Origin of the sequence: Prescottella soli (genome assembly GCF_040024445.1) — a bacterium.
Lineage (GTDB): Bacteria > Actinomycetota > Actinomycetes > Mycobacteriales > Mycobacteriaceae > Prescottella > Prescottella soli.
In genome coordinates, this window is the sequence record NZ_CP157276.1 from 4,554,254 (window position 1) to 4,573,037 (window position 18,784).

An 18,784-nucleotide genomic window follows, 5' to 3' on the forward strand; every position below is an offset into this window, starting at 1 on the left:
TCCCTATGCGTTGTCGACCAATCGCTTCGTAGTATCGGCGGATGCCCGATCAGAGTGGTGCGTACGAGCTGACATCCGCCGACTACGAGCGGCTGGTCGGGTCGCTGCGCTATTGCGTGCTGGTGCACGACGCCGTCACGAAGGACATTCTGTGGGCCAATCGTGCCGCGTCCGAGCTCCTCGAATTCACCGTCGAGGAATTGCGTCCGCTCAAGGCGCCGGACATGAGCGTGCGGGCTGACTGCTACCGCCGCTCGGCGGGCCGGCAATGGTTGCAGGACGCGGTGGACAACGGCGTCGCCGTGATCGAGTGGGGCTACCGCAGCAAGAGCGGGCGCGAGATCCTCACCGAGGCCATCGCGATTCGGGTCGAACTGACGGGCCGCACCGTGGTGATGGTGCAGTTCCGGGACATCGAGCAGGAAGCGATGATGCGCCGTGAACTCACACGCACCGAGGCGGATCTCAACCGGACCGAGGCCCGGCTCGCGGCGTTCCTGCGGAACATGGCAGAGGGCATCCTCGTGCTCGACGACGACAGCCGGATCAGTTACGCGAGCGAGGCCGCGGCAAAGCTGCTCGACGTGCCGGTCGAGCTACTGATCGGGGTGCGGTTCACCCGGTTCTGTCGCGGCGGCAGCTCACGGGAGCGGGTGGAACGCAGCCTCGCGCGTGCCAGCGCGGACGGGGAATCGCAGGGGTTGCGCTACGAGGTCGAACTCGCCTCGGGCGAGCGTCGCTGGCACTCCGGGAGCTGCCAGCACATCTCCATCGAGAACGACCTCAGCGGGCATCTGCTGTTGTTCCACGACGTCACCGAACACGTGCGGACCGAGGAGGAGCATCGGCGGGACGCGCAGTACCTCAACTATCTCGCGCGCTACAACGCGATGGGCGACATGGCGATGGCCATTGCACACGAGCTGGCCCAGCCGCTCGCCGCCGCAACCAATTTCATAGCCGGAACCCAGGGGCGGCTGGCACTCGGAGATCCCGGACTCGGCGACGTCACGTGGGGTCTGCAGGAGGCGCGCAAGCAGTTGGACCGGGCGAACCAGATTGTGCGCAGCCTGCGCGAGTACGTGACCCAGCTCGAGGAGTCGCTGCAGGTGGTGGACCTGAACGAGATCGTCGAGGAGTGTGCCGACTTCGTCGACATCCGGGCCCGCCAGAAGGGCGTGTGCGTCGAGTACGTCTGTTCCGCGGAGCCGGTCGCGGTGGAGTGCGAGCGGGTCCTGACAGGACAGGTCCTGCTCAACCTCTGCTTCAACGCGATCGACGAGATGTCCGCGCAGTCGGGGGAGGGCGGCACGGTCCGTGTCCGGACGACGGCGAGCGGCGCCGAGGGGGTCGTCAGCGTCGAGGACGAGGGGAAGGGGCTGTCGCACATCCCCGACGGACGGGTCTTCGACGGGGCGTTCAGTTCGAAGGCCACCGGCCACGGGATCGGACTCGCGTTGAGTCACCGGATCATCAGCCGTCAGGGCGGATCGCTGACGGCCACCGAGCGTGAACCGCAGGGCGCCGTCTTCACCTTCACGCTGCCGCGCGTAACCGCACCGGATCGTCCTCGCACGTAAAGGTTTCTGGGGTACCCGCGGTGGGTGCTCGCTCCTATCGTGAGGGAAAGTTCGTCGATCGTTGCGAGGTGCCGTCCGTGGACTATTCGAATCATCACCGCACGTTCCTGACCTGTTACGCCGACACGCACCGCTACGGGTGGCACCACGTCGACCTCTTCGTCCACGACGAGTACGGCAACGAGGTCAACTGGGTGCACTGGCAGGTGCGTGAGGACGGCCCGGACGGCGCCGACGCGGCGACCGCGCGGGTGGAGCCGGACCTGCGACGGACCACCGAGTGGACGCGCGGGATCAGCGCGGACGGCAGCGAGTACTGGATCGCCGAGGCGGAATGGGCCGTCGGGGACGCGCCCACCGGGAGCGGTCCTCAGCGCTGACACCGGGGGCACACGTAGATCGAGCGTTCCCGGCCGGGTTCCCCGCCGAACTCGATCGTCACGATCAGGGTGCCGCAGCGCAGGCATGGTCGTCCGCCGCGCCCGTACACCCAATCGCGGCAGCCGGGCCGTCGGTCACCCGTGGTGACGCGCACGACGCGGTCGCGGTTGGCGAGCAGCAGTCGATGCGCCAGGTCGACCACCTCGGGTAGATCGGGCACACGATCGGTGGGGGTGCGGGGGTCGACGCCGCGCAGGAAGCAGATCTCGTTGCGGTAGACGTTGCCGATGCCGGCCATGATCCGTTGATCCAGCAGCGCCTCGCCGATCGGACGGTCCCCGGCCGCGGCGAGGTTCGCGGTCGCGACCGCGGCGTCCCAGTCCGGGCCGAGCAGGTCGGGACCGAGGTGGCCGACGACGTCGTCCTCGTCGTCGCGTCCGATCACTTCGGTGATGCCGAGTGAGAATCCCACGGCGACAGAGTCTTCGGTTCCCAGGACGATCCGTGCCTGGTGCGCCGGGCGCTTCCAGCGGGTACCACGCGGATAGACGTGCCAGGCGCCGTCCATCTTCAGATGGGTGTGGATCGTGTGATCGCCGACGCGGGTGAGCAGGTGCTTGCCGCGGGCGATCACCGAGTCGACAGGCCGGCCGGACAGGTCGACGGTCGCATACCGCGGCACGCGGACGTCGCACTCGGTGAGCGTGCGACCGGTGAGCGCGGCGTCGAGTCGGTGCGCGGTCTGCCAGACGGTGTCACCCTCGGGCACCGCTCACGCTCGCAATCGGTAGCCGCGCGGCGTGGCCGAGAAGCCGACCTCCGCGAGCAGCTGGCCGAAATCGTTGCCGTGGATGGTCAGTCCGTCCACCTTCTCGACGACCACCTTGTCGATGCCGCCACGTTTGACGGTGGCGGCCAGCGACTCGGCGCCCGTGCGCAGGGCGCCGATGTGGTCGGTGAAGGTGAGCACGGTGCGCCCGCCGCGCTCGACGAACAGCACCAGTTCGCCGTCGACGAGCACCACCAGGCCGCCGGCCTTGCGTCCGGGTCGATGCTTGGGCGCATCGTCACCGGCCATCGACAGCGGCCACGGCAGCGCGGCCCCGTACGGGTTGGCGGGATCGGACGCCGCCAGCGTGACGGCGGGCGCCGCCGCGTGTCGGCCCTCGATCGAGTCGCTGTGGGTGCGCAGACGGTCGACCACGTCCGGCGTGGAGAACTGCGCGCCACCGAGGGTGTCGACGAAATAGCCGCGGCGACAGCGTCCGCCGTCCTCGAAACCGGTGAGCACCTTGTACATCGAGGCGAACCCGCCGGGCACCTCCTCGGCGACCACCGCGCCGCGCGTGACGACGCCGTACCGTTCCAGCAGCAGGTCGGCGGTCGCGTGGGCACGCAGCGTGGGGTCGGATTCCGGATCGGGCAGCAGCGACCAGCGCCCACCCGCGGCGGGCGGACCGCTGCGGGTCGGCATCGTGGGACGCCCGAGCCGGCGGTAGGCGTGCGCGCGGGGTGCGCGGCGCGGGGTGCGGTGGCTCGGGGTGGCGCGCGAGGTGTCCGACAGCAGCGCCCGCAGCGGGGCCAGGGTGTCGTTCCCGATGTACCCGGCCCACACCAGATCCCACAGGGCGGCGGTGAGCGCGGGGTCATCCGTCGCGCCCAGGGTGTCCGACAGTTGCCGGAAGAAGTACGCGCCGCCGCCGGCGAGGGTGTCGAGGACGCTGCGGTGCACGTCGGTGAGGTCGATCTCGGCCGGAGCCGCGAGGGTGAGCGGCGACGACTCGGCCAGGTGCAGGCTCACCCAGCCGTCCTTGCCGGAGATCTGCCCGGCACCCGACCACAGCACCTCACCGGTCGCGGTGAGTTCGTCGAGCATCGCGGGGGAGTAGTCGCGCACCCGGGACCCGAGGACCAGCGACTCGAGCGCCGACGCGGGAACCGGCACGCCCGCAAGCTGTTCCACGACGGTCACGACGCCGTCGAGGCCGCGCAGCGACCCGCCCACGTGCTGCCAGCTCGGCAGGAATCGGCCCAGCGTCGCGGTGCTGACCGGTTCGACCTCCTCGCGCGCGGCGGCCAGCGAGCGTCGGCGCAGGCGGCGCAGCACCTCGGCGTCGCACCACTCGCTGCCGGACGCGCCGGGCCGGAACTCGCCCTCCACGACACGCTTTTCGTTCGCCAGCCGCACCAGGACGTCGCGCGCGACGGCGGACCCGATGCCGAAGCGCTCCGCGGCCTCGGACACGGTGAACGGGCCGTGGGTGCGGGCGTAGCGTCCGAGCAGGTCGCCGAGCGGGTCGTCGACGGGTTCGATGAAGGCGGCGGGGGTGCCGATCGGCAGCGGCACACCGAGCCCGTCGCGCAGGCGGGCAGCGTCCTCGACGGCCGTCCACCAGTGTCGCCCGGCGAACGACACCTGGAGGGCGCGGCGATGTTCGACGAGTTCGTTCAGCCACGGCGCCGGGTCTGCCGTCGCGCGCGCCGCGGCCTCCTCGGTGGTGAGCGGTCCCAGCAGGCGCAGCAGGTCGGCCATGCCCTCGACGTCGCGGGCGCGGCGGTCGGGGACCAGTCGCTGCAGTTCGGCCTCCGCCTTGTCGATGACGTCGGCGTCGAGCAGTTCACGCAACTCGACCCGGCCGAGCAGTTCGGCCAGCAGCGTCGAGTCGAGGGACAGTGCGGCGGCGCGACGTTCGGCGAGCGGGCTGTCGCCCTCGTACATGAACGCGCCCACGTAGTCGAACAGCAGCGCGTTCGCGAACGGCGACGGGGTCGCGGTCTCGACCTCGACGATCCGGATCTGCCGGCGCCCGATGCGGCCGAACAGGTCCCGCAGCGCCGGCAGGTCGTACACGTCCTGCAGGCATTCGCGCACGGTCTCGAGCAGGATCGGGAAGGTGGGGAACTTGCGTGCGACGTCGAGCAGTTGGGCGGAGCGCTGCCGCTGCTGCCACAGCGGTGCCCGCTTGCCGGGGGTGCGGCGCGGCAACAGCAGTGCGCGCGCGGCACATTCGCGGAAGCGGGACGCGAACAGCGCCGAGCCGCCCACCTCGTCGGTGACGATGTCCTCGATCTCGTCGCGCTCGAACGCGAACAGTTCGGCGCCGGGCGGGGTGTCCTCGGTGTCGGGGAGGCGGACGATGATGCCGTCGTCGGACGCGGTGGGGGCGGCGTCCACGCCGAACCGTTCGCGCAGCCGGGCGCCGACCGCGAGCGCCCACGGCGCGTGGACCCGCAGGCCGTACGGGGAGTGCAGGACCAGCCGCCAGTCGCCGAGTTCGTCGCGGAAGCGTTCGACCACCAGGGTGCGGTCGGTCGGCACGCGTCCGGTCGCCTGCTGCTGGTCGTCGACCAGCGCCGCGAGGTTGGTGGTGGCGTTGGTGTCGAGCCCGGCGGCCACGCAGCGCGCGGTGACCTCGTCCGGCGTGCTGGTCGACAATTCGCGCAGGAAGCCGCCGAGGGCCTCGCCGAGTTCGGCGGGGCGACCCAGGCCGTCACCGTGCCAGAACGGCAGCCGTCCGGGCAGGCCGTACGCGGGACTGACGAGCACCCGGTCGAACGTGATCTCCTCGATCCGCCAACTGGTGGCGCCGAGCGCGAACACGTCGCCGACGCGGGACTCGTAGACCATCTCCTCGTCGAGTTCGCCCACCCGCGACTGCCGCTCGCCCACCATGTAGACGGCGAACAGGCCGCGGTCGGGGATGGCGCCGCCCGACGTGACCGCCAGGCGCTGCGAGCCCGGTCGGCCGGTGAGGGTGCCGCCGTCGCGGTCCCACACCAGCCGCGGGCGCAGTTCGGCGAACTCGTCGGACGGGTAGCGGCCGGCCAGCAGGTCGAGGGTCGACTCGAACGCCGAGCGCGGCAGGGTCGCGAAGGATCCGCTGCGTCGGACGACGTCGAACCACTGCTCCACGTCGAGCGGTTCGAGCGCGGTCGCGGCGACGGTCTGCTGCGCCAGGATGTCGAGCGGGTTGGCGGGGATCTCGAGGGCCTCGATCTTCCCGGTGGTCATCCGCTCGACGGTCACGGCGCAGTGGATCAGGTCGGTGCGATGCTTGGGGAACAGCACGCCGCGGGAGATCTCGCCCACCTGGTGTCCGGCGCGGCCGACGCGCTGCAGACCGCTCGCCACCGACGGTGGCGCCTCCACCTGGACGACGAGATCGACTGCACCCATGTCGATTCCGAGCTCGAGGCTGCTGGTGGCGACGACGCAGCGCAGGCGCCCCGACTTGAGGTCGTCCTCGATGATCGCGCGCTGGTCCTTGCTGACCGAGCCGTGGTGAGCGCGGGCGAGCAGCGGATCGGCACCGTAGTTGACCTCGGTGGGTGCGCCGATCTGCGACGGCGGCTTGCCCTGCTTCTCGACGACCCCGCCGAGGCGTTCGGCGTAGATCTCGTTGAGCCGCGCGGTGAGCTTCTCGGCGAGCCGGCGCGAGTTCGCGAACACGATCGACGAGCGGTGCTCGAGGATCAGATCCACGATCTGCTCCTCGACGTGCGGCCAGATGGACCCGGCCTGCGGGGTGGGGGAGGCCGAGTCCGGATCCGGCTCGGCGACACCGAGTTCCGTCATGTCCTCGACCGGCACCCGCACCGTGAGATCGAACGTCTTGGCCGCCGGAGGTGCCACGATGCGGATGGGCGCCGAACCGGCGAGGAACCGGCCCACCTCCTCGTGCGGGCGCACGGTCGCCGACAGCCCGATCCGCTGCACCGGTCGCTCGCGCAGCATGTCGAGGCGTTCGAGCGAGAGCGCGAGGTGCGCGCCGCGTTTGGTGCCGGCGACCGCGTGGACCTCGTCGACGATCACCGTCTCGACCCCGGCCAGGGTCTCGCGCGCCGCCGACGTCAGCATCAGGAACAGCGACTCGGGGGTCGTGATCAGGATGTCGGGGGGCGTCTTGATCAGCTTGCGGCGCTCGCCGGTGGGGGTGTCGCCGGACCGGACCCCGACCCGGATCTCCGGCGGTTCGAATCCGAGGCGTTTCGCGGTCTGGGTGATGCCGACCAGCGGGGCGCGTAGGTTGCGCTCGACGTCCACGCCGAGGGCCTTGAGCGGCGAGATGTAGAGGACCCGCGTGGTGCGCTTCTCGTCGGTCTCCGTGGTTGTGGCCAGCCGATCCAGCGCCCACAGGAACGCCGACAGCGTCTTGCCGGACCCGGTGGGTGCGACGACGAGCGTGTGCGCGCCACTCGCGATCGAGTCCCACGCGCCCAGTTGAGCGGCCGTGGGCGCGTCGAAGGCACCGTCGAACCACTCCCGGGTGGGCGCGGAGAAACGGGCGAGGACGGCGTCCATGCGGTCCATCTTGCCCGGACGCACCGACACGCACCGCTGCACGGCGCCGTGCCCGAACCCGTAGTAGCTTCCAGATCAAACGATCGGTCTTGGTTTGGACGGCGGGGTGTCATGGAGACAGTGAAGTTCGTGCTCGAACTCGCGGTGGTCCTCGGGGCGATCGTGATGGGCACCCGGTCCAGCGGTGTCGCGCTCGGTCTGTGGGGCGGCGCGGGCGTAGCGGTCCTCGTCTTCGTCTTCCGTGAAGACGTCGGCACCCCACCCGTCGACGCCCTGCTGATCGTGCTGTCGGTCGTGCTTGCGTCGTCGATGATGCAGGTGGCGGGCGGCATCGACTGGATGGTGACGATCGCGGCGCGGTTGATCTCGCGGCGCCCGAAGCAGATCACGCTCATCGCGCCGCTCGTGTCGTTCCTGTTCTCGGTGGGTGCGGGGACGTCGAACATCCTGTACCCGCTGCTGCCGGTGATCTACGACCTCTCGTACCGCAACGGGGTGCGGCCGTCCCGACCGCTCTCGTTGTCCGTCGTGGCGACCGGCGTCGCGCTCGCGTGCAGTCCGGTGTCGGCGGCGATGGCGGCCATGGTGACACTCACCGACGTCGCGCCGTACAACTTCGAGTTGGTCGACATCCTCATGGTCACGCTGCCCGCCGCGATCATCGGCATCGTGCTGTCGTCGTTCGTCGTCAACAAGCTCGGCAAGGAACTGCGGGACGATCCCGAGGTCCGGGCGAAGATCGAGTCGGGTGAGCTCGAGGCCGCCGGCGTGGGCGGCGCCGGTGCGGTCAAGCTCGAGTCGACCGTCCAGGGTCGCAACGCCGCGCTGATCTTCCTCACCGGTGTCCTCGCGATCGTCGTGTTCGGCCTGTTCAAGGACATCCGCCCGGTGGGGGCCGACGGCAGCCCGCTCTCGATGACCCCGATCATCGAGATGATCATGTTCGTCGTCGGCACCGTGATCCTGCTGGTCTCGCGCCCGAACGTCACCGAGGTGCCCGCCTCGACCGTCTTCCGGGCCGGCATGGTCTCGGCGATCGCGCTGTTCGGCCTGGCCTGGCTCACCGACACCTTCATCAGCGCCCACAGCGACACGATCACGAACACGGTCGGCGACTGGGTCGATGCCGCCCCGTGGATCTTCGCGCTCGGCGTGTTCCTGGTGTGCGTGCTCACGACCAGCCAGTCGACCGCGACCCGGACCATCGTGCCCATCGGCCTGGCCGCCGGGATCGCGCCGTCGGTCCTCAGCGGCATGTGGGCGGGCGCCTTCGCGGGCATCTACCTGTTGCCCACCAACGGATCCCAGATCGCGGCCGCCAACTTCGACCTGTCGGGCACCACCAAGCTCGGCACCAAACTCGTCGACCACTCGTTCTTCGTGCCGACCCTTGTCCTCGCGGTAACCACGATCGCGGCGGGTGCCGGAATCGGTGTGCTGCTGAGCTGACGTGGGCGGGATCCGTGAGACCCGACACCCCTGGCGTCGTCCGGAGATCTCTACCGTTGGACCGCAGCACCAGCCGTTCCCAATGCCTGCCTGCGTGACGAGGAGTGAACTACGTGGATGACGACGCGACCGACGCCCGGCGGTTGGATCTGGACGCTCACTTGCCGCGGCTCACTGCTCGTGGCGTGATCCTCAGTCTGCTCGTCAGCAATCATCCGGCCAGCCCCACGCCGGCGCAGGTCGTGCGTGCCGCGGGCGCGTTCGGGATCAAGGAGTCCGCCGCACGCGTCGCGTTGACCCGAATGGTCTCCAGCGGTGACCTCACCCGCACACCGGATGGTTTCCGACTGAGCGAGCCGCTCCTCGAACGACGTCAGCGGGTTCTGCACGAGGTCGAACAGGAGACCCGCGACTGGAACGGCGACTGGGAGATCGTCGTCGTCACCGGGACGGGGCGTGAGCCCGGTGAGCGTGCCTCCCTTCGGACCCGGCTGTCCCGGCTCCGGCTGGCCGAACTGCGCGAGGGGGTCTGGCTGCGTCCGGCCAACCTTGCCCGACCGCTGGGCCTGGGCGACGAGCCGGTGGAGGTGATGAGCGGGCAACCGGGCCGTGATGCGGGTGAGCTTCTCGCCTCGTTGTGGGATCTGCGGGAGTGGGAGGCGGAGGCCCGGAGACTGCTCGAGTTGATGGAGCTCGCGTCGGGCACGGTGGACCGATTCACGGTCGCGACCGCGATCGTCCGGCATCTTCTTACGGACCCCGTTCTGCCGCAAGAACTTCGACCTGATTCATGGAGCGCAGATCGCGTTCACGCAGCGTGGCGCGCGTATCAGGAGGAGTTCGTGTCGATACCGGAGGTCGGCCACGTGACCTGATTCACAATTACTCATTGACTTCGACTGTTTGAAAAACGTAATGTCCGAGTAGGGCAGTCGAAGGAGGCAGTCATGCAGACCCACGAAGTGTTCAACCAGTCGGTACCGCTCTACGGCCACAACGTCGCCGAGGACCCGACCTTGCTCGACGGACTCGCCAGGGAGGGCGCCGCATGGGCGGTCGACGACGTGAATCGCCTCGGCGTTCTCGCCGGCACCGAGGAGGTGCAGGAGTGGGGCCGCCTCGCCAACGAGAATCCGCCGATCCTGCGGCCCTACGACCGGTTCGGCCACCGCATCGACGATCTCGAGTTCCATCCGGCCTGGCACGAACTGCTGTCCACGGCGGTCGCCAACGGGATGCACGGTGCTCCGTGGAGCGACCCCCGCTCGGGCAGCCACGTCGCCCGCGCCGCCAAGTTCTACGTGTGGAGCAATGTCGAAGCCGGCCACACCTGTCCGATCTCGGCGACCTATGCCGCGGTGCCTGCGTTGCGGGACAACCCCGAGCTGGCCGCGATATACGAACCGCTGCTGTCCAATTCGTCGTACGAGGGTGGTCTCAGGCCGCCGTTGGAGAAGGCCGGGCTCCTCGCGACGATGTCGATGACCGAGAAGCAGGGCGGATCCGACATCCGCGCCAATACGACGCGCGCCACGCTGCAGTCGGACGGCAGCTACCGGCTCGTCGGCCACAAGTGGTTCACCTCGGCGACCATGGCCGATCTGTTCCTCGTGCTCGCGCAGACGGATGCAGGGGTGACCTGTTTCCTGGTGCCCCGCGTTCTGCCGGACGGCGCCCGCAACAACGTCCGCCTCATGCGGCTCAAGGACAAGCTGGGCAACCGGTCGAACCCGTCGGCCGAGATCGAGTACGAGAACGCCCTCGCGTGGCGCGTCGGTGACGAAGGTCGCGGCGTGCCGACGATCATCAAGATGGTCAACATGACTCGACTCGACTGCCTGATCGGGGCCGCGTCGGGGATGCGGCGCGGAGTCGTGCAGGCGGCGCACCACGCCACGCATCGGAAAGCGTTCGGCAACTACCTCATCGACCAGCCCCTGATGCGCAACGTGCTCTCCGACCTGGCGGTGGAATCGGAGGCGGCATCGCTGCTGATGATGCGTCTCGCCGGTGCCCACGACCGGGCGAGCCGGGGCGACGCAGCGGAATCGGACTTCCTGCGTCTGGCGCTCGCGATCGGCAAGTACTGGGTGTGCAAGCGGTGGCCGGCGCATGCTGCCGAAGCGTTGGAGTGCTTCGGCGGCAACGGCTTCATCGAGGAGTCCCAGATGCCGCGCCTGTTCCGGGAGTCACCGCTCAACGGCATCTGGGAGGGCAGCGGAAATGTCGCGGCACTCGACGTGCTGCGAGCGATGGCCAAGAACCCGGGCACGGTGGAAGCGTTCTTCGCCGAAGTCGCCCTCGCGGGTCCCGAGCCGAGCATTCAACGTTCGATCGACGAGATTCGTGCACAGTTGACGGATCTGGCGAACGCGGAGGTGCTGGCGCGTCGTGTGATCGAGCGGATGGCGCTGGTTCTCCAGGCGTCGCTGCTGGTGCGCTACGGCCATCCGGCAGTGGCCGACGCGTTCGTCGCCACCCGACTCGACGGCGACCGCGGCAGCGTCTACGGAACGCTGCCCTCGGGTGTGGACTTCGCGGCGATCCTCGATCGTGTCACCCCGAAGGTCGGTTGACGGACCGCGTCCGTTCCATTCGAAGGAGTCGATCAATGCAGGGAATCGGTGACTGGGCCACCCGTCGGGCCCAGCTGAGCGGCGACAAGGTCGCCTTCGTGTCCGGCGACCGCTCGTGGACGTACGCCGAATTCGACGACCGCACGAACCGCCTGGCGAATCAGCTTCGGGATCGGTTCGGCATCAAGCGGGGAGACCGGATCGCCGCGGTCATACCCACTTCCGTGGAATGTCTGGAGATCCTCTTCGCGACTGCGAAGCTCGGTGCGATCTTCACCCCGATCAACGTCCGGCTCACCGCGTCGGAGATCGGTTACGTGCTGGCGGATCTCGGTGCCGAACTGCTCTTCGTCCACCAGGCATTCGCGCAGGCCGCCGATGCGGTCGCGGAGCCCGGCGTTCGCGTGCGCGACGTGGTCACGTTGGGCGCCGTATACGACGACCTCGTTGCCACGGCCGATCCGGCACCCGTGACGGCGACGGCGGATCGCCACGACGTGGCCGTGATCATGTACACGTCCGGAACCACCGGCCGTCCCAAGGGTGCAATGATCACCCACGAGAATCTGCGCGCCAACGCGGCGGCGGTCACCTCGGCGTTCGGGCTCCGGTCGTGCGACGTCACCGTCACGGCACTTCCGATGTTCCACATCGGCGGGCTGGGCCTGTACACACTGCCGTTCATCTATGTGGGTGCCCGGAACGTGATCATGCCGTCGTTCGATCCCGTTGCCGTCCTGGATGCGGTCGAAGCGGAACGAGCGACGCAGCTGCTGCTGGTGCCGACTATGTGGCAGGCGGTGATGGGCGTGCCCGACCTGGAACGCTACGACCTGTCCTCGCTGGACTGCGCCCTCACCTCGGGTGCACCGGCGCCGGTATCGGTGCTGGACTTCCTCGCACACAGCGGCATCCCGTTCCGTGAAGGATTCGGTATGACCGAGTGTGCGCCGTCGGTGTCCCTGCTCGACACCGAACACGTTCGCGCGAAGGCAGGTTCGATCGGGCGGCCACTGTTCGGAATCGACACCCGACTGGTAGACGAGCTGGGCCGGGACGTGTCCGTCGGGACCGTCGGCGAGCTACTCGTCCGCGGGGACAACGTATTCGTCGGGTACTGGATGCGTCCGGAGGAGACCGCGCAGGCGCTGCGCGACGGGTGGTTCCACACCGGCGACATGGGCCGAGTCGACGAGGAGGGATTCATCACCCTGGTCGACCGTAAGAAGGACATGCTCATCAGCGGCGGCGAGAACGTCTACTCGCGCGAGGTCGAGGTGACCGTCTCCGCGATGCCCGGCGTGCGTGACGTCGCGGTCGTCGGTGCGACGCACGAGAAATGGGGGGAGACGCCCGTCGCCTTCGTCGTGTTGGACGAGGGGGCCGTGGTCACTGCCGACGATGTCATCGCGTTCGCCCGGCAACGATTGGCAGGCTTCAAGACTCCCACCCGGGTCGAGTTCATCGACGCGCTACCGACGACGGCCACCGGCAAGATCCAGAAGAACGCCCTTCGTGACCGTCTTCTCGCCGAAGCGAGCTGAGCGAGGAAAGCCGGTCGGTGACGACCGATCGCCGCGGGCCGATCGGTCGTCACTGCTCGCTCAACGGCCCCGGTACGCGTCCCAACTCGCCTTGCAGGCGTGCGCGAGGCGGTCGATCCGTTCCGGGTCCGCGGCCGGCCAGTCGACTCCCGGTTCCATGAGTTCCGCCGTGGCCGTCTCGCCGAGCAGGAACTCGCGGCGGAACTCCGCCTGCACCGCGCTGAGCGCGATCCCGGCCGCGTCCGCCCGTGGGCGCAACGCGGCGAAACGGGCGCCCGCGGAGATGATCTCCTGACTGCCGAGGTACGGCTGGTTCAGCAGTACGGCCTCGGGGTCGGTCGTGAAGCCCGTGAACCCCTTCCGGTGGGCGTCGGCGAGTGCCCGCACGCGGTCGGGGTCCATCGTGACCGGATTGTCTCCTCTCGGAGCACCTTGGTGGTCCCCGCGATTCGACAGTGCGACGACATCCGGCAGCAGGTCGGCTGCCGGTCGGGGCACGTTCACGGCGCCGTCGCGCCGGGTCGTGTGGTTCATGGTGTCGTGGAACGACAGCGTCGTGAAGTCCGTGCCGCGCTGCAGCGCCAGGTCCGCCATGCGATCGACCAGACCGTCCCGCGTGCGTTCGTAGACACCCAGTCCACGCTCGGCCACCTCGGTGAACGCGTCGGCCAGACGCGCCCACCCGGCGTCGTCGGTCGGTTCCAGCAGTAGCGGATAGAAGGAGAAGGTGACCGGCCGGACCGCGTCGACGCCGGCGAGGTCGGCCCGGTTGCCGCGCCCGGCCTTCCGTACGCGGGCGAAGGCCTCCCGCAGCGTCGCCTCGAGATCGGCCGGACGGGCCCGGTTGGGGTCGCGGATCATCCGCGGATGCGGGTTCTCCACGTACACGATCCGGGGGTCGATCTCGGCCCAGCGTCGCACGATCGGCCCGGTGGACATATCGGTGAAATCGAACTGCAGCCGCCGGGTGAACTCGGGTGCGAGGAACGGTGCCAACTCCTCGGGGACCGCGAAGCCCGAATGTGGGCAGCTCACCAGGAGATCTGCCTCGGCGACGGCCTGGTCGAGCGTTCGATTGTCGCGGTCGGCGTAGAACGTCAGGTCGTCGGACGTGAATTCCGTTCCGGCAGCGAGGAAGAGCGGGTCTCCAGTCATGGCTCGACGATAGCGGCTCGGAATGCTCTGGCGCGGTAAGGGAATGCGGTCGAATCGGACATCGTCGGACGCTGCGCAGTGGGCGACGGGACGCGTCGTCGAAGAAGCTCGAGATTCGCTGTCAAATCTCGGTTAGGCCGTACAGACCGGCCTCCACTCATTAGTCTAGTGGATGTTCCGGACGGTCTTTGACCAGGTCGGGGCCGTCTTCCTGCGAGGATGGGAGCTCCCCGTGAAACTCCACAAGACTGCGGCTGTATCCGTGCTGGCAATCGCGGCGCTGGGAGTCGCCAGCGGCACCGCGTATGCCGAACCTGGAGCGCCGCCGACCCCCGCGCCGATCCACTATCGGACGCAGATCGGTGCGAACGGAACGTCGCTCGAGACCGTTCTCGATGCGGGTACGTTCCGCGTCGCCGGCAATGCGGTCGACGTCGTCGACCCGACCGGGGCCACGGTCGGCAGCATCCCGCTGACCTACCAGGTGGCCGGAACGGCCGTGCCGCTCGCGCCGTCGATCGACGGCGGCAGGCTCACTCTCACCCCGGAGGTCCCGGCGCAGGGAGTCGGTGCACTGCACGACGTGGACGCCCGGCAGGACGCCTACGACAATGTGGTCCGTCAGATCGAGCAGGGTTGGTTCAACGGCGGTGCCATGAATGCACAGATCGGCGCCGGTGTCGGTGCGGTCGTCGGATGCGTGCTGTTCCTGTTCGTCGGCTGTATTCCGGGTGCGGCGATCGGTGGCGCCATCGGCGCAGCCACGGGGATCACGAACAACAATCCCGCGGTTCAGCCGGCCATCTTCGATTTCATCGCCACCCTCAACTGAAGCGCCTCTCGGGGCGAGTCACCGGGATCCTGCCTCCGTGTCGGGGAGAGGCGGGCTCTGGCGGAGCAACGCGCGCACGTTGTCGGTGACGATCCGAGCCGAGATGGTGGGGTCGATCGCGCGCTGGATACCCAGCCCCACACCGAGGCTGAGGATGCTGCGAGCTGCGTCCTCCGGCGGGATCGGCAGCCGGACCTGCATGGCAGCCGTGAGCGAATTCAGCAGCGCCAGAACCATTCCGTGGGCCATCGCAAGGGCGGAGGCGAGCGCCGCCGTGACTTCGGGATCGTGACGGGACGCGGCGATGAATTCGAACTCGAGCATCGTCCACTCGACGTCACCGAGGGTCCGTTCCGCCCAGTCCTGGACGCGCGCCAGCATCGCGTCGAGATCCGGGGTCTCGTCGAGCGCGAGCAGGGCCGCAATCTCCTCGAACTTGGACGAATGGATCAGGTCCAGGACCTCGAGGCACAACTCCTTCTTGCCGCGGAAGTTGGAGTAGACCGCGCCCTTCGAGTACCCCGCAGCGTCGGCCACCTTCTCCAGTGACGTCGCGGCGTAACCGTCGGTCAGGAACAGGTCGCGGGCGGTCGCGAGCAACTCGGCCCGGGTGCGGGCCTGGCTCTCGGATCTGGTCAAACGTGGCATCGGGTCATTCTCTCCCAAACTTGGGGTACCGACGGTATCTGAATTCTGTTAGCTTCTGAGTATGACGTCGAGTGACACACATCTCTGTCGCGGTCTGGTGATCGGATGCGGGGGCACGCTCGGGGCGGCGTGGACCGTCGCGGCGCTGGTGGCGGTGCGCGACGCGCTCGGCTGGGACCCGCGCGACGCCGACGTCCTGATGGGTACCTCGGCGGGGGCCGAGCTGGTGACGATGCTGGGCAGCGGAATCGGTGTCGACGAGATCCTGGCGATGCAGTTGGGGGAGTCGACGCATCCCGTGCTCTCGGGGCATCTGGCCGGCGCGCCGGGTCGCTTCCCGCCGCTGCCGCGACCACGACTGGGCTCGCCCGGGCTACTGCGCCGGGGCCTGCCGACGGTGACCGGGCTCAGCGGGCTGCTCCCTGAGGGCGGCGGCGACGCGGGCTGGCTGGACCGGCTCGCGAACGGTCTCGGCGCCGGCGGCTGGGTCTCCCATCCCGACACCTGGCTGGTCGCGATGGACTACGCGACCGGTGAGCGGGTGGCGTTCGGTGCGCAGGGGGCGCCGCACGCGACACTGTCGGAGGCCCTGCGGGCGTCGTGGGCGATTCCCGGCTGGATGCCGCCGGTCCGGATCGGTGGCAGGCGATATGTCGACGGCGGCGCGGCGTCCACCGCGTCGGCCGACCTGCTGGCCGACCGCGGGCTCGACGAGGTGATCGTGCTGGCGCCCATGGCGTCTCGTGGTCGCGTCCGCGGCCGCGGCCCGGCCGCCCTCGAACGAGCGGTGCTCCGGAACTGGATGAGCGCCGGACTCGACACCGAGTGCGCGGCGCTGGAGGCGTCCGGCACCCGCGTGGTCAGGATCGACGCGACCGCCGACGATCTCGCCGTGATAGGCGCCAACTTCATGGACGACCGACGACGGCTCGCGACCCTCGAACACTCGCTGCGCAGCACCCGGACCGCGGTGGAACGCGCCCTCACGACAGGAGACCGCGCATGACCCGCCACCACGAGGTGATCGTCGTCGGCGCCGGGATCTCGGGCGTCGGTGCCGTGATCCGGCTGCAGCGCATGGGAATCGACGACGTCCTGATCCTCGAGAAGGGCGACGCCCTCGGTGGAACCTGGCGCGACAACACCTACCCCGGGTGCGCGTGCGACGTGCCGTCGGCGCTGTACTCGTACTCGTTCGCGCCCAACGCCGACTGGAGCCGACTGTTCGCGGGGCAGAACGAGATCCGCGAGTACATCGAGCGGACAGCGGCCGAACATCGGGTTCACGAGCGCGTCGAGTTCGACACCGAGCTGCTGCGCGCCCAGTGGGACGAGTCGTCGCGGCGGTGGATGCTCGAGACGTCGAACGGCGCGTTCACGGCGAACGCGGTCATCGCGGCCGCCGGCCCGTGGAACCAACCGCTGATCCCCGACATTCCGGGGCTCGACGGTTTCACCGGCGAGGTGTTCCACTCCTCGCGCTGGAACCACGACTACGACCTCGCCGGCAAGCGCGTCGCCGTCGTCGGGACCGGGGCGTCGGCGGTGCAGTTCGTACCGGAGATCGCGCCGGCAGTGGCGGAGTTGCACCTGTATCAGCGCACGGCGCAGTGGGTGCTGCCCAAGCCCGACACCGCGCTGCCGGCCCCGGTCCGCGCGGCGATGGGCGCGGCACCGGGAGCGTCGAAGGCGTTGCGGCGCATCCAGTACGGGATCATGGAGGCGCTCGGTGTCGGCTTCCGGAACCCATGGATGCTGCGGGTGATCCAGCAGATCGGCCGCGTGCAGCTGCGGGCGCAGATCCGGGACCCGGAACTGCGCCGGGCGCTCACCCCCGACTACACGCTCGGCTGCAAGCGCCTGCTGATGTCCAACACGTACTACCCGGCGCTGAATCGCCCGAACGTCGAGGTGCACGCGAACGCGGTGCGGGAGGTCCGTGGCAACGTCGTGATCGGCGCCGACGGCGGGGAGCGCGAGGTGGACGCCGTCATCTTCGGCACCGGCTTCCACATCCTCGACATGCCCATCGCCTCCCGGGTGTTCGACGGCCACGGCCGCAGCCTCGACGACCACTGGAAGGGCAGTCCGCAGGCGTACCTCGGCACCACCGTGGCCGGGTTCCCCAACGCATTCGTGCTGCTCGGTCCGGCCCTCGGCACCGGACACACGTCGGCGTTCATGATCCTCGAGGCGCAACTCGACTACCTGGCCGCCGCGATTGCCGCGGCCCGGAAGGCGGGCTGGACCCGGATGGAGCCCCGCCCCGAGGTGCAGGCGGCGTTCAACGCCGAGGTGCAGCAGGCGCTGGCCACCACCGTCTACAACGCCGGCGGCTGCCAGAGCTACTTCCTCGACGTCAACGGGCGCAACAGCTTCAACTGGCCGTGGTCCACCGGCCGGATGCGAGAGAGATTGCGGCACTTCGACGAATCGGCCTACCTGACGTCCACCGAGGCGGGGGAGAAGGTGCCGTCGTGACGAGGTATCCCGAGATCGCTCTCCCGGGCGCGCGGGTGCTCGTGACCGGCGCCGGGCGGGGCATCGGGCGCGCCACCGCGCACGCGTTCGCGTCCCGCGGTGCCGCAGTCGCCCTCGCCGACATCGACCGGGTCGCCGTGGAGGACGCCGCCGCGGGCGTCGGCACGCCCCACATGCTCGACGTGCGGTCCCGGACGTCGTGGGACGCGTGCGTCGCCGAGGTCGGGGAGATCGACATCCTCGTCAACAACGCCGGGGTGATGCCGGTCGGCGGGTTCCTCGACGAGTCGGACGCCACGGGGGAGATGACCCTCGACGTCAACGTGTGGGGGCCGATTCACGGCATGCGGACCGTGGTGCCCGGCATGATCGGCCGCGGCCGCGGGCACGTCGTCAACGTCGCGTCGCTGGCCGGCAAGATCGCGATCCCCGGGCTCGCCGTGTACAACGCGAGCAAGTATGCGGCCGTGGGACTCTCGGCCGCCGCCCGGCTGGAGTTCGCCGACCACGGCGTCAGCGTCTCCGCGGTGCTGCCGAGCGCGGTCCGCACGACGTTGACGTCGGGCATCCCGCTCGGGAAGGGGCTGCCGACCGTCGACCCCGAGGACATCGCCGCCGCCGTCGTGCGCACCGTCCGCACCCGCCGCGCCGAGACTCCCGTGCCCGGCTACCTCGCGGCCCTCGACGTCGGACTCGCGGTGGCGCCCGAGCCGCTGATGCGGCTGATCCGGCGGGTCGTTGGTGGTCAGCGTGCGCTGACGAGCGTCGACCCCACGGCGCGAGCCGGCTACGACGCGCGTCTGCGGCGGACCGAAGGTCGGTAACGCGCCTCCCGT

14 protein-coding genes are annotated in these 18,784 nt (G+C 69.4%); 10 read left to right on the forward strand and 4 right to left on the reverse strand.

Going from position 1 to position 18,784, the window contains the following annotated elements; translation table 11 throughout:
* Window positions 1-41: 41 nt before the first annotated feature.
* Both ABI214_RS21145 and ABI214_RS21150 read left to right on the forward strand, forming a co-directional pair.
* Window positions 42-1,580, forward strand: a complete 1,539-nt coding sequence (locus ABI214_RS21145; protein ID WP_348604419.1) for an ATP-binding protein — start codon at window positions 42-44, stop codon at window positions 1,578-1,580.
* A gap of 77 nt (window positions 1,581-1,657) precedes the next feature.
* Window positions 1,658-1,960 carry a hypothetical protein gene (locus ABI214_RS21150; protein ID WP_348604420.1) on the forward strand — a complete coding sequence of 101 codons (303 nt, stop codon included), beginning with the start codon at window positions 1,658-1,660 and terminating at the stop codon, window positions 1,958-1,960.
* On the opposite strand, the gene ABI214_RS21155 is transcribed toward ABI214_RS21150, so the two are convergent.
* Window positions 1,951-2,730 (reverse strand): DNA-formamidopyrimidine glycosylase family protein, encoded by a 780-nt coding sequence (locus ABI214_RS21155; protein WP_348604421.1) that lies wholly within the window; start codon window positions 2,728-2,730, stop codon window positions 1,951-1,953. The genes ABI214_RS21150 and ABI214_RS21155 overlap by 10 nt on opposite strands.
* Before the next feature lie 3 nt (window positions 2,731-2,733).
* A complete protein-coding gene (locus ABI214_RS21160) occupies window positions 2,734-7,263 on the reverse strand; it encodes an ATP-dependent helicase (protein ID WP_348611854.1) in 4,530 nt (1,509 codons plus the stop codon).
* Between the two features lie 111 nt (window positions 7,264-7,374).
* Between ABI214_RS21160 and ABI214_RS21165 the strand changes: the two genes are divergently transcribed.
* The 4 genes from ABI214_RS21165 to ABI214_RS21180 all read left to right on the forward strand — a co-directional run bounded on the left by ABI214_RS21165 (window position 7,375) and on the right by ABI214_RS21180 (window position 12,832).
* Window positions 7,375-8,712, forward strand: a complete 1,338-nt coding sequence (locus ABI214_RS21165; protein WP_348604422.1) for an anaerobic C4-dicarboxylate transporter family protein — start codon at window positions 7,375-7,377, stop codon at window positions 8,710-8,712.
* 113 nt (window positions 8,713-8,825) lie between these two features.
* Window positions 8,826-9,587: a PaaX domain-containing protein, C- domain protein gene (locus ABI214_RS21170; RefSeq protein WP_348604423.1), complete on the forward strand. Its 762-nt coding sequence runs from the start codon at window positions 8,826-8,828 to the stop codon at window positions 9,585-9,587.
* A gap of 72 nt (window positions 9,588-9,659) precedes the next feature.
* A complete protein-coding gene (locus tag ABI214_RS21175; RefSeq protein WP_348604424.1) occupies window positions 9,660-11,288 on the forward strand; it encodes an acyl-CoA dehydrogenase family protein in 1,629 nt (542 codons plus the stop codon).
* 35 nt (window positions 11,289-11,323) lie between these two features.
* Window positions 11,324-12,832 (forward strand): acyl-CoA synthetase, encoded by a 1,509-nt coding sequence (locus tag ABI214_RS21180; protein ID WP_348604425.1) that lies wholly within the window; start codon window positions 11,324-11,326, stop codon window positions 12,830-12,832.
* 60 nt (window positions 12,833-12,892) lie between these two features.
* On the opposite strand, the gene ABI214_RS21185 is transcribed toward ABI214_RS21180, so the two are convergent.
* Window positions 12,893-13,987 (reverse strand): N-formylglutamate amidohydrolase, encoded by a 1,095-nt coding sequence (locus ABI214_RS21185; RefSeq protein WP_348604426.1) that lies wholly within the window; start codon window positions 13,985-13,987, stop codon window positions 12,893-12,895.
* Window positions 13,988-14,219: 232 nt separating this feature from the next.
* Between ABI214_RS21185 and ABI214_RS21190 the strand changes: the two genes are divergently transcribed.
* Window positions 14,220-14,819, forward strand: a complete 600-nt coding sequence (locus ABI214_RS21190) for a hypothetical protein (protein ID WP_348604427.1) — start codon at window positions 14,220-14,222, stop codon at window positions 14,817-14,819.
* An 18-nt stretch (window positions 14,820-14,837) separates the two neighbouring features.
* Here the strand turns inward: ABI214_RS21190 and ABI214_RS21195 are convergent, their stop codons facing one another.
* The gene (locus ABI214_RS21195) at window positions 14,838-15,467 is read right to left on the reverse strand and encodes a TetR/AcrR family transcriptional regulator (protein WP_348604428.1); all 630 of its coding nucleotides are present in this window, start codon (window positions 15,465-15,467) and stop codon (window positions 14,838-14,840) included.
* Between the two features lie 61 nt (window positions 15,468-15,528).
* On the opposite strand from ABI214_RS21195, the gene ABI214_RS21200 reads away from it, so the two are divergent.
* The 3 genes from ABI214_RS21200 to ABI214_RS21210 are packed head-to-tail and all read left to right on the forward strand — an operon-like array spanning window position 15,529 to window position 18,772.
* Window positions 15,529-16,473: a patatin-like phospholipase family protein gene (locus ABI214_RS21200; protein WP_348604429.1), complete on the forward strand. Its 945-nt coding sequence runs from the start codon at window positions 15,529-15,531 to the stop codon at window positions 16,471-16,473.
* Entirely contained in the window at window positions 16,470-17,948 is a 1,479-nt protein-coding gene (locus ABI214_RS21205; RefSeq protein ID WP_348604430.1) for a flavin-containing monooxygenase, read from the forward strand. The genes ABI214_RS21200 and ABI214_RS21205 overlap by 4 nt, the downstream gene beginning before the upstream one ends.
* Entirely contained in the window at window positions 17,945-18,772 is an 828-nt protein-coding gene (locus ABI214_RS21210) for an SDR family oxidoreductase (protein WP_348604431.1), read from the forward strand. Before ABI214_RS21205 ends, ABI214_RS21210 begins: the two co-directional genes overlap by 4 nt.
* Window positions 18,773-18,784 lie beyond the last annotated feature (12 nt).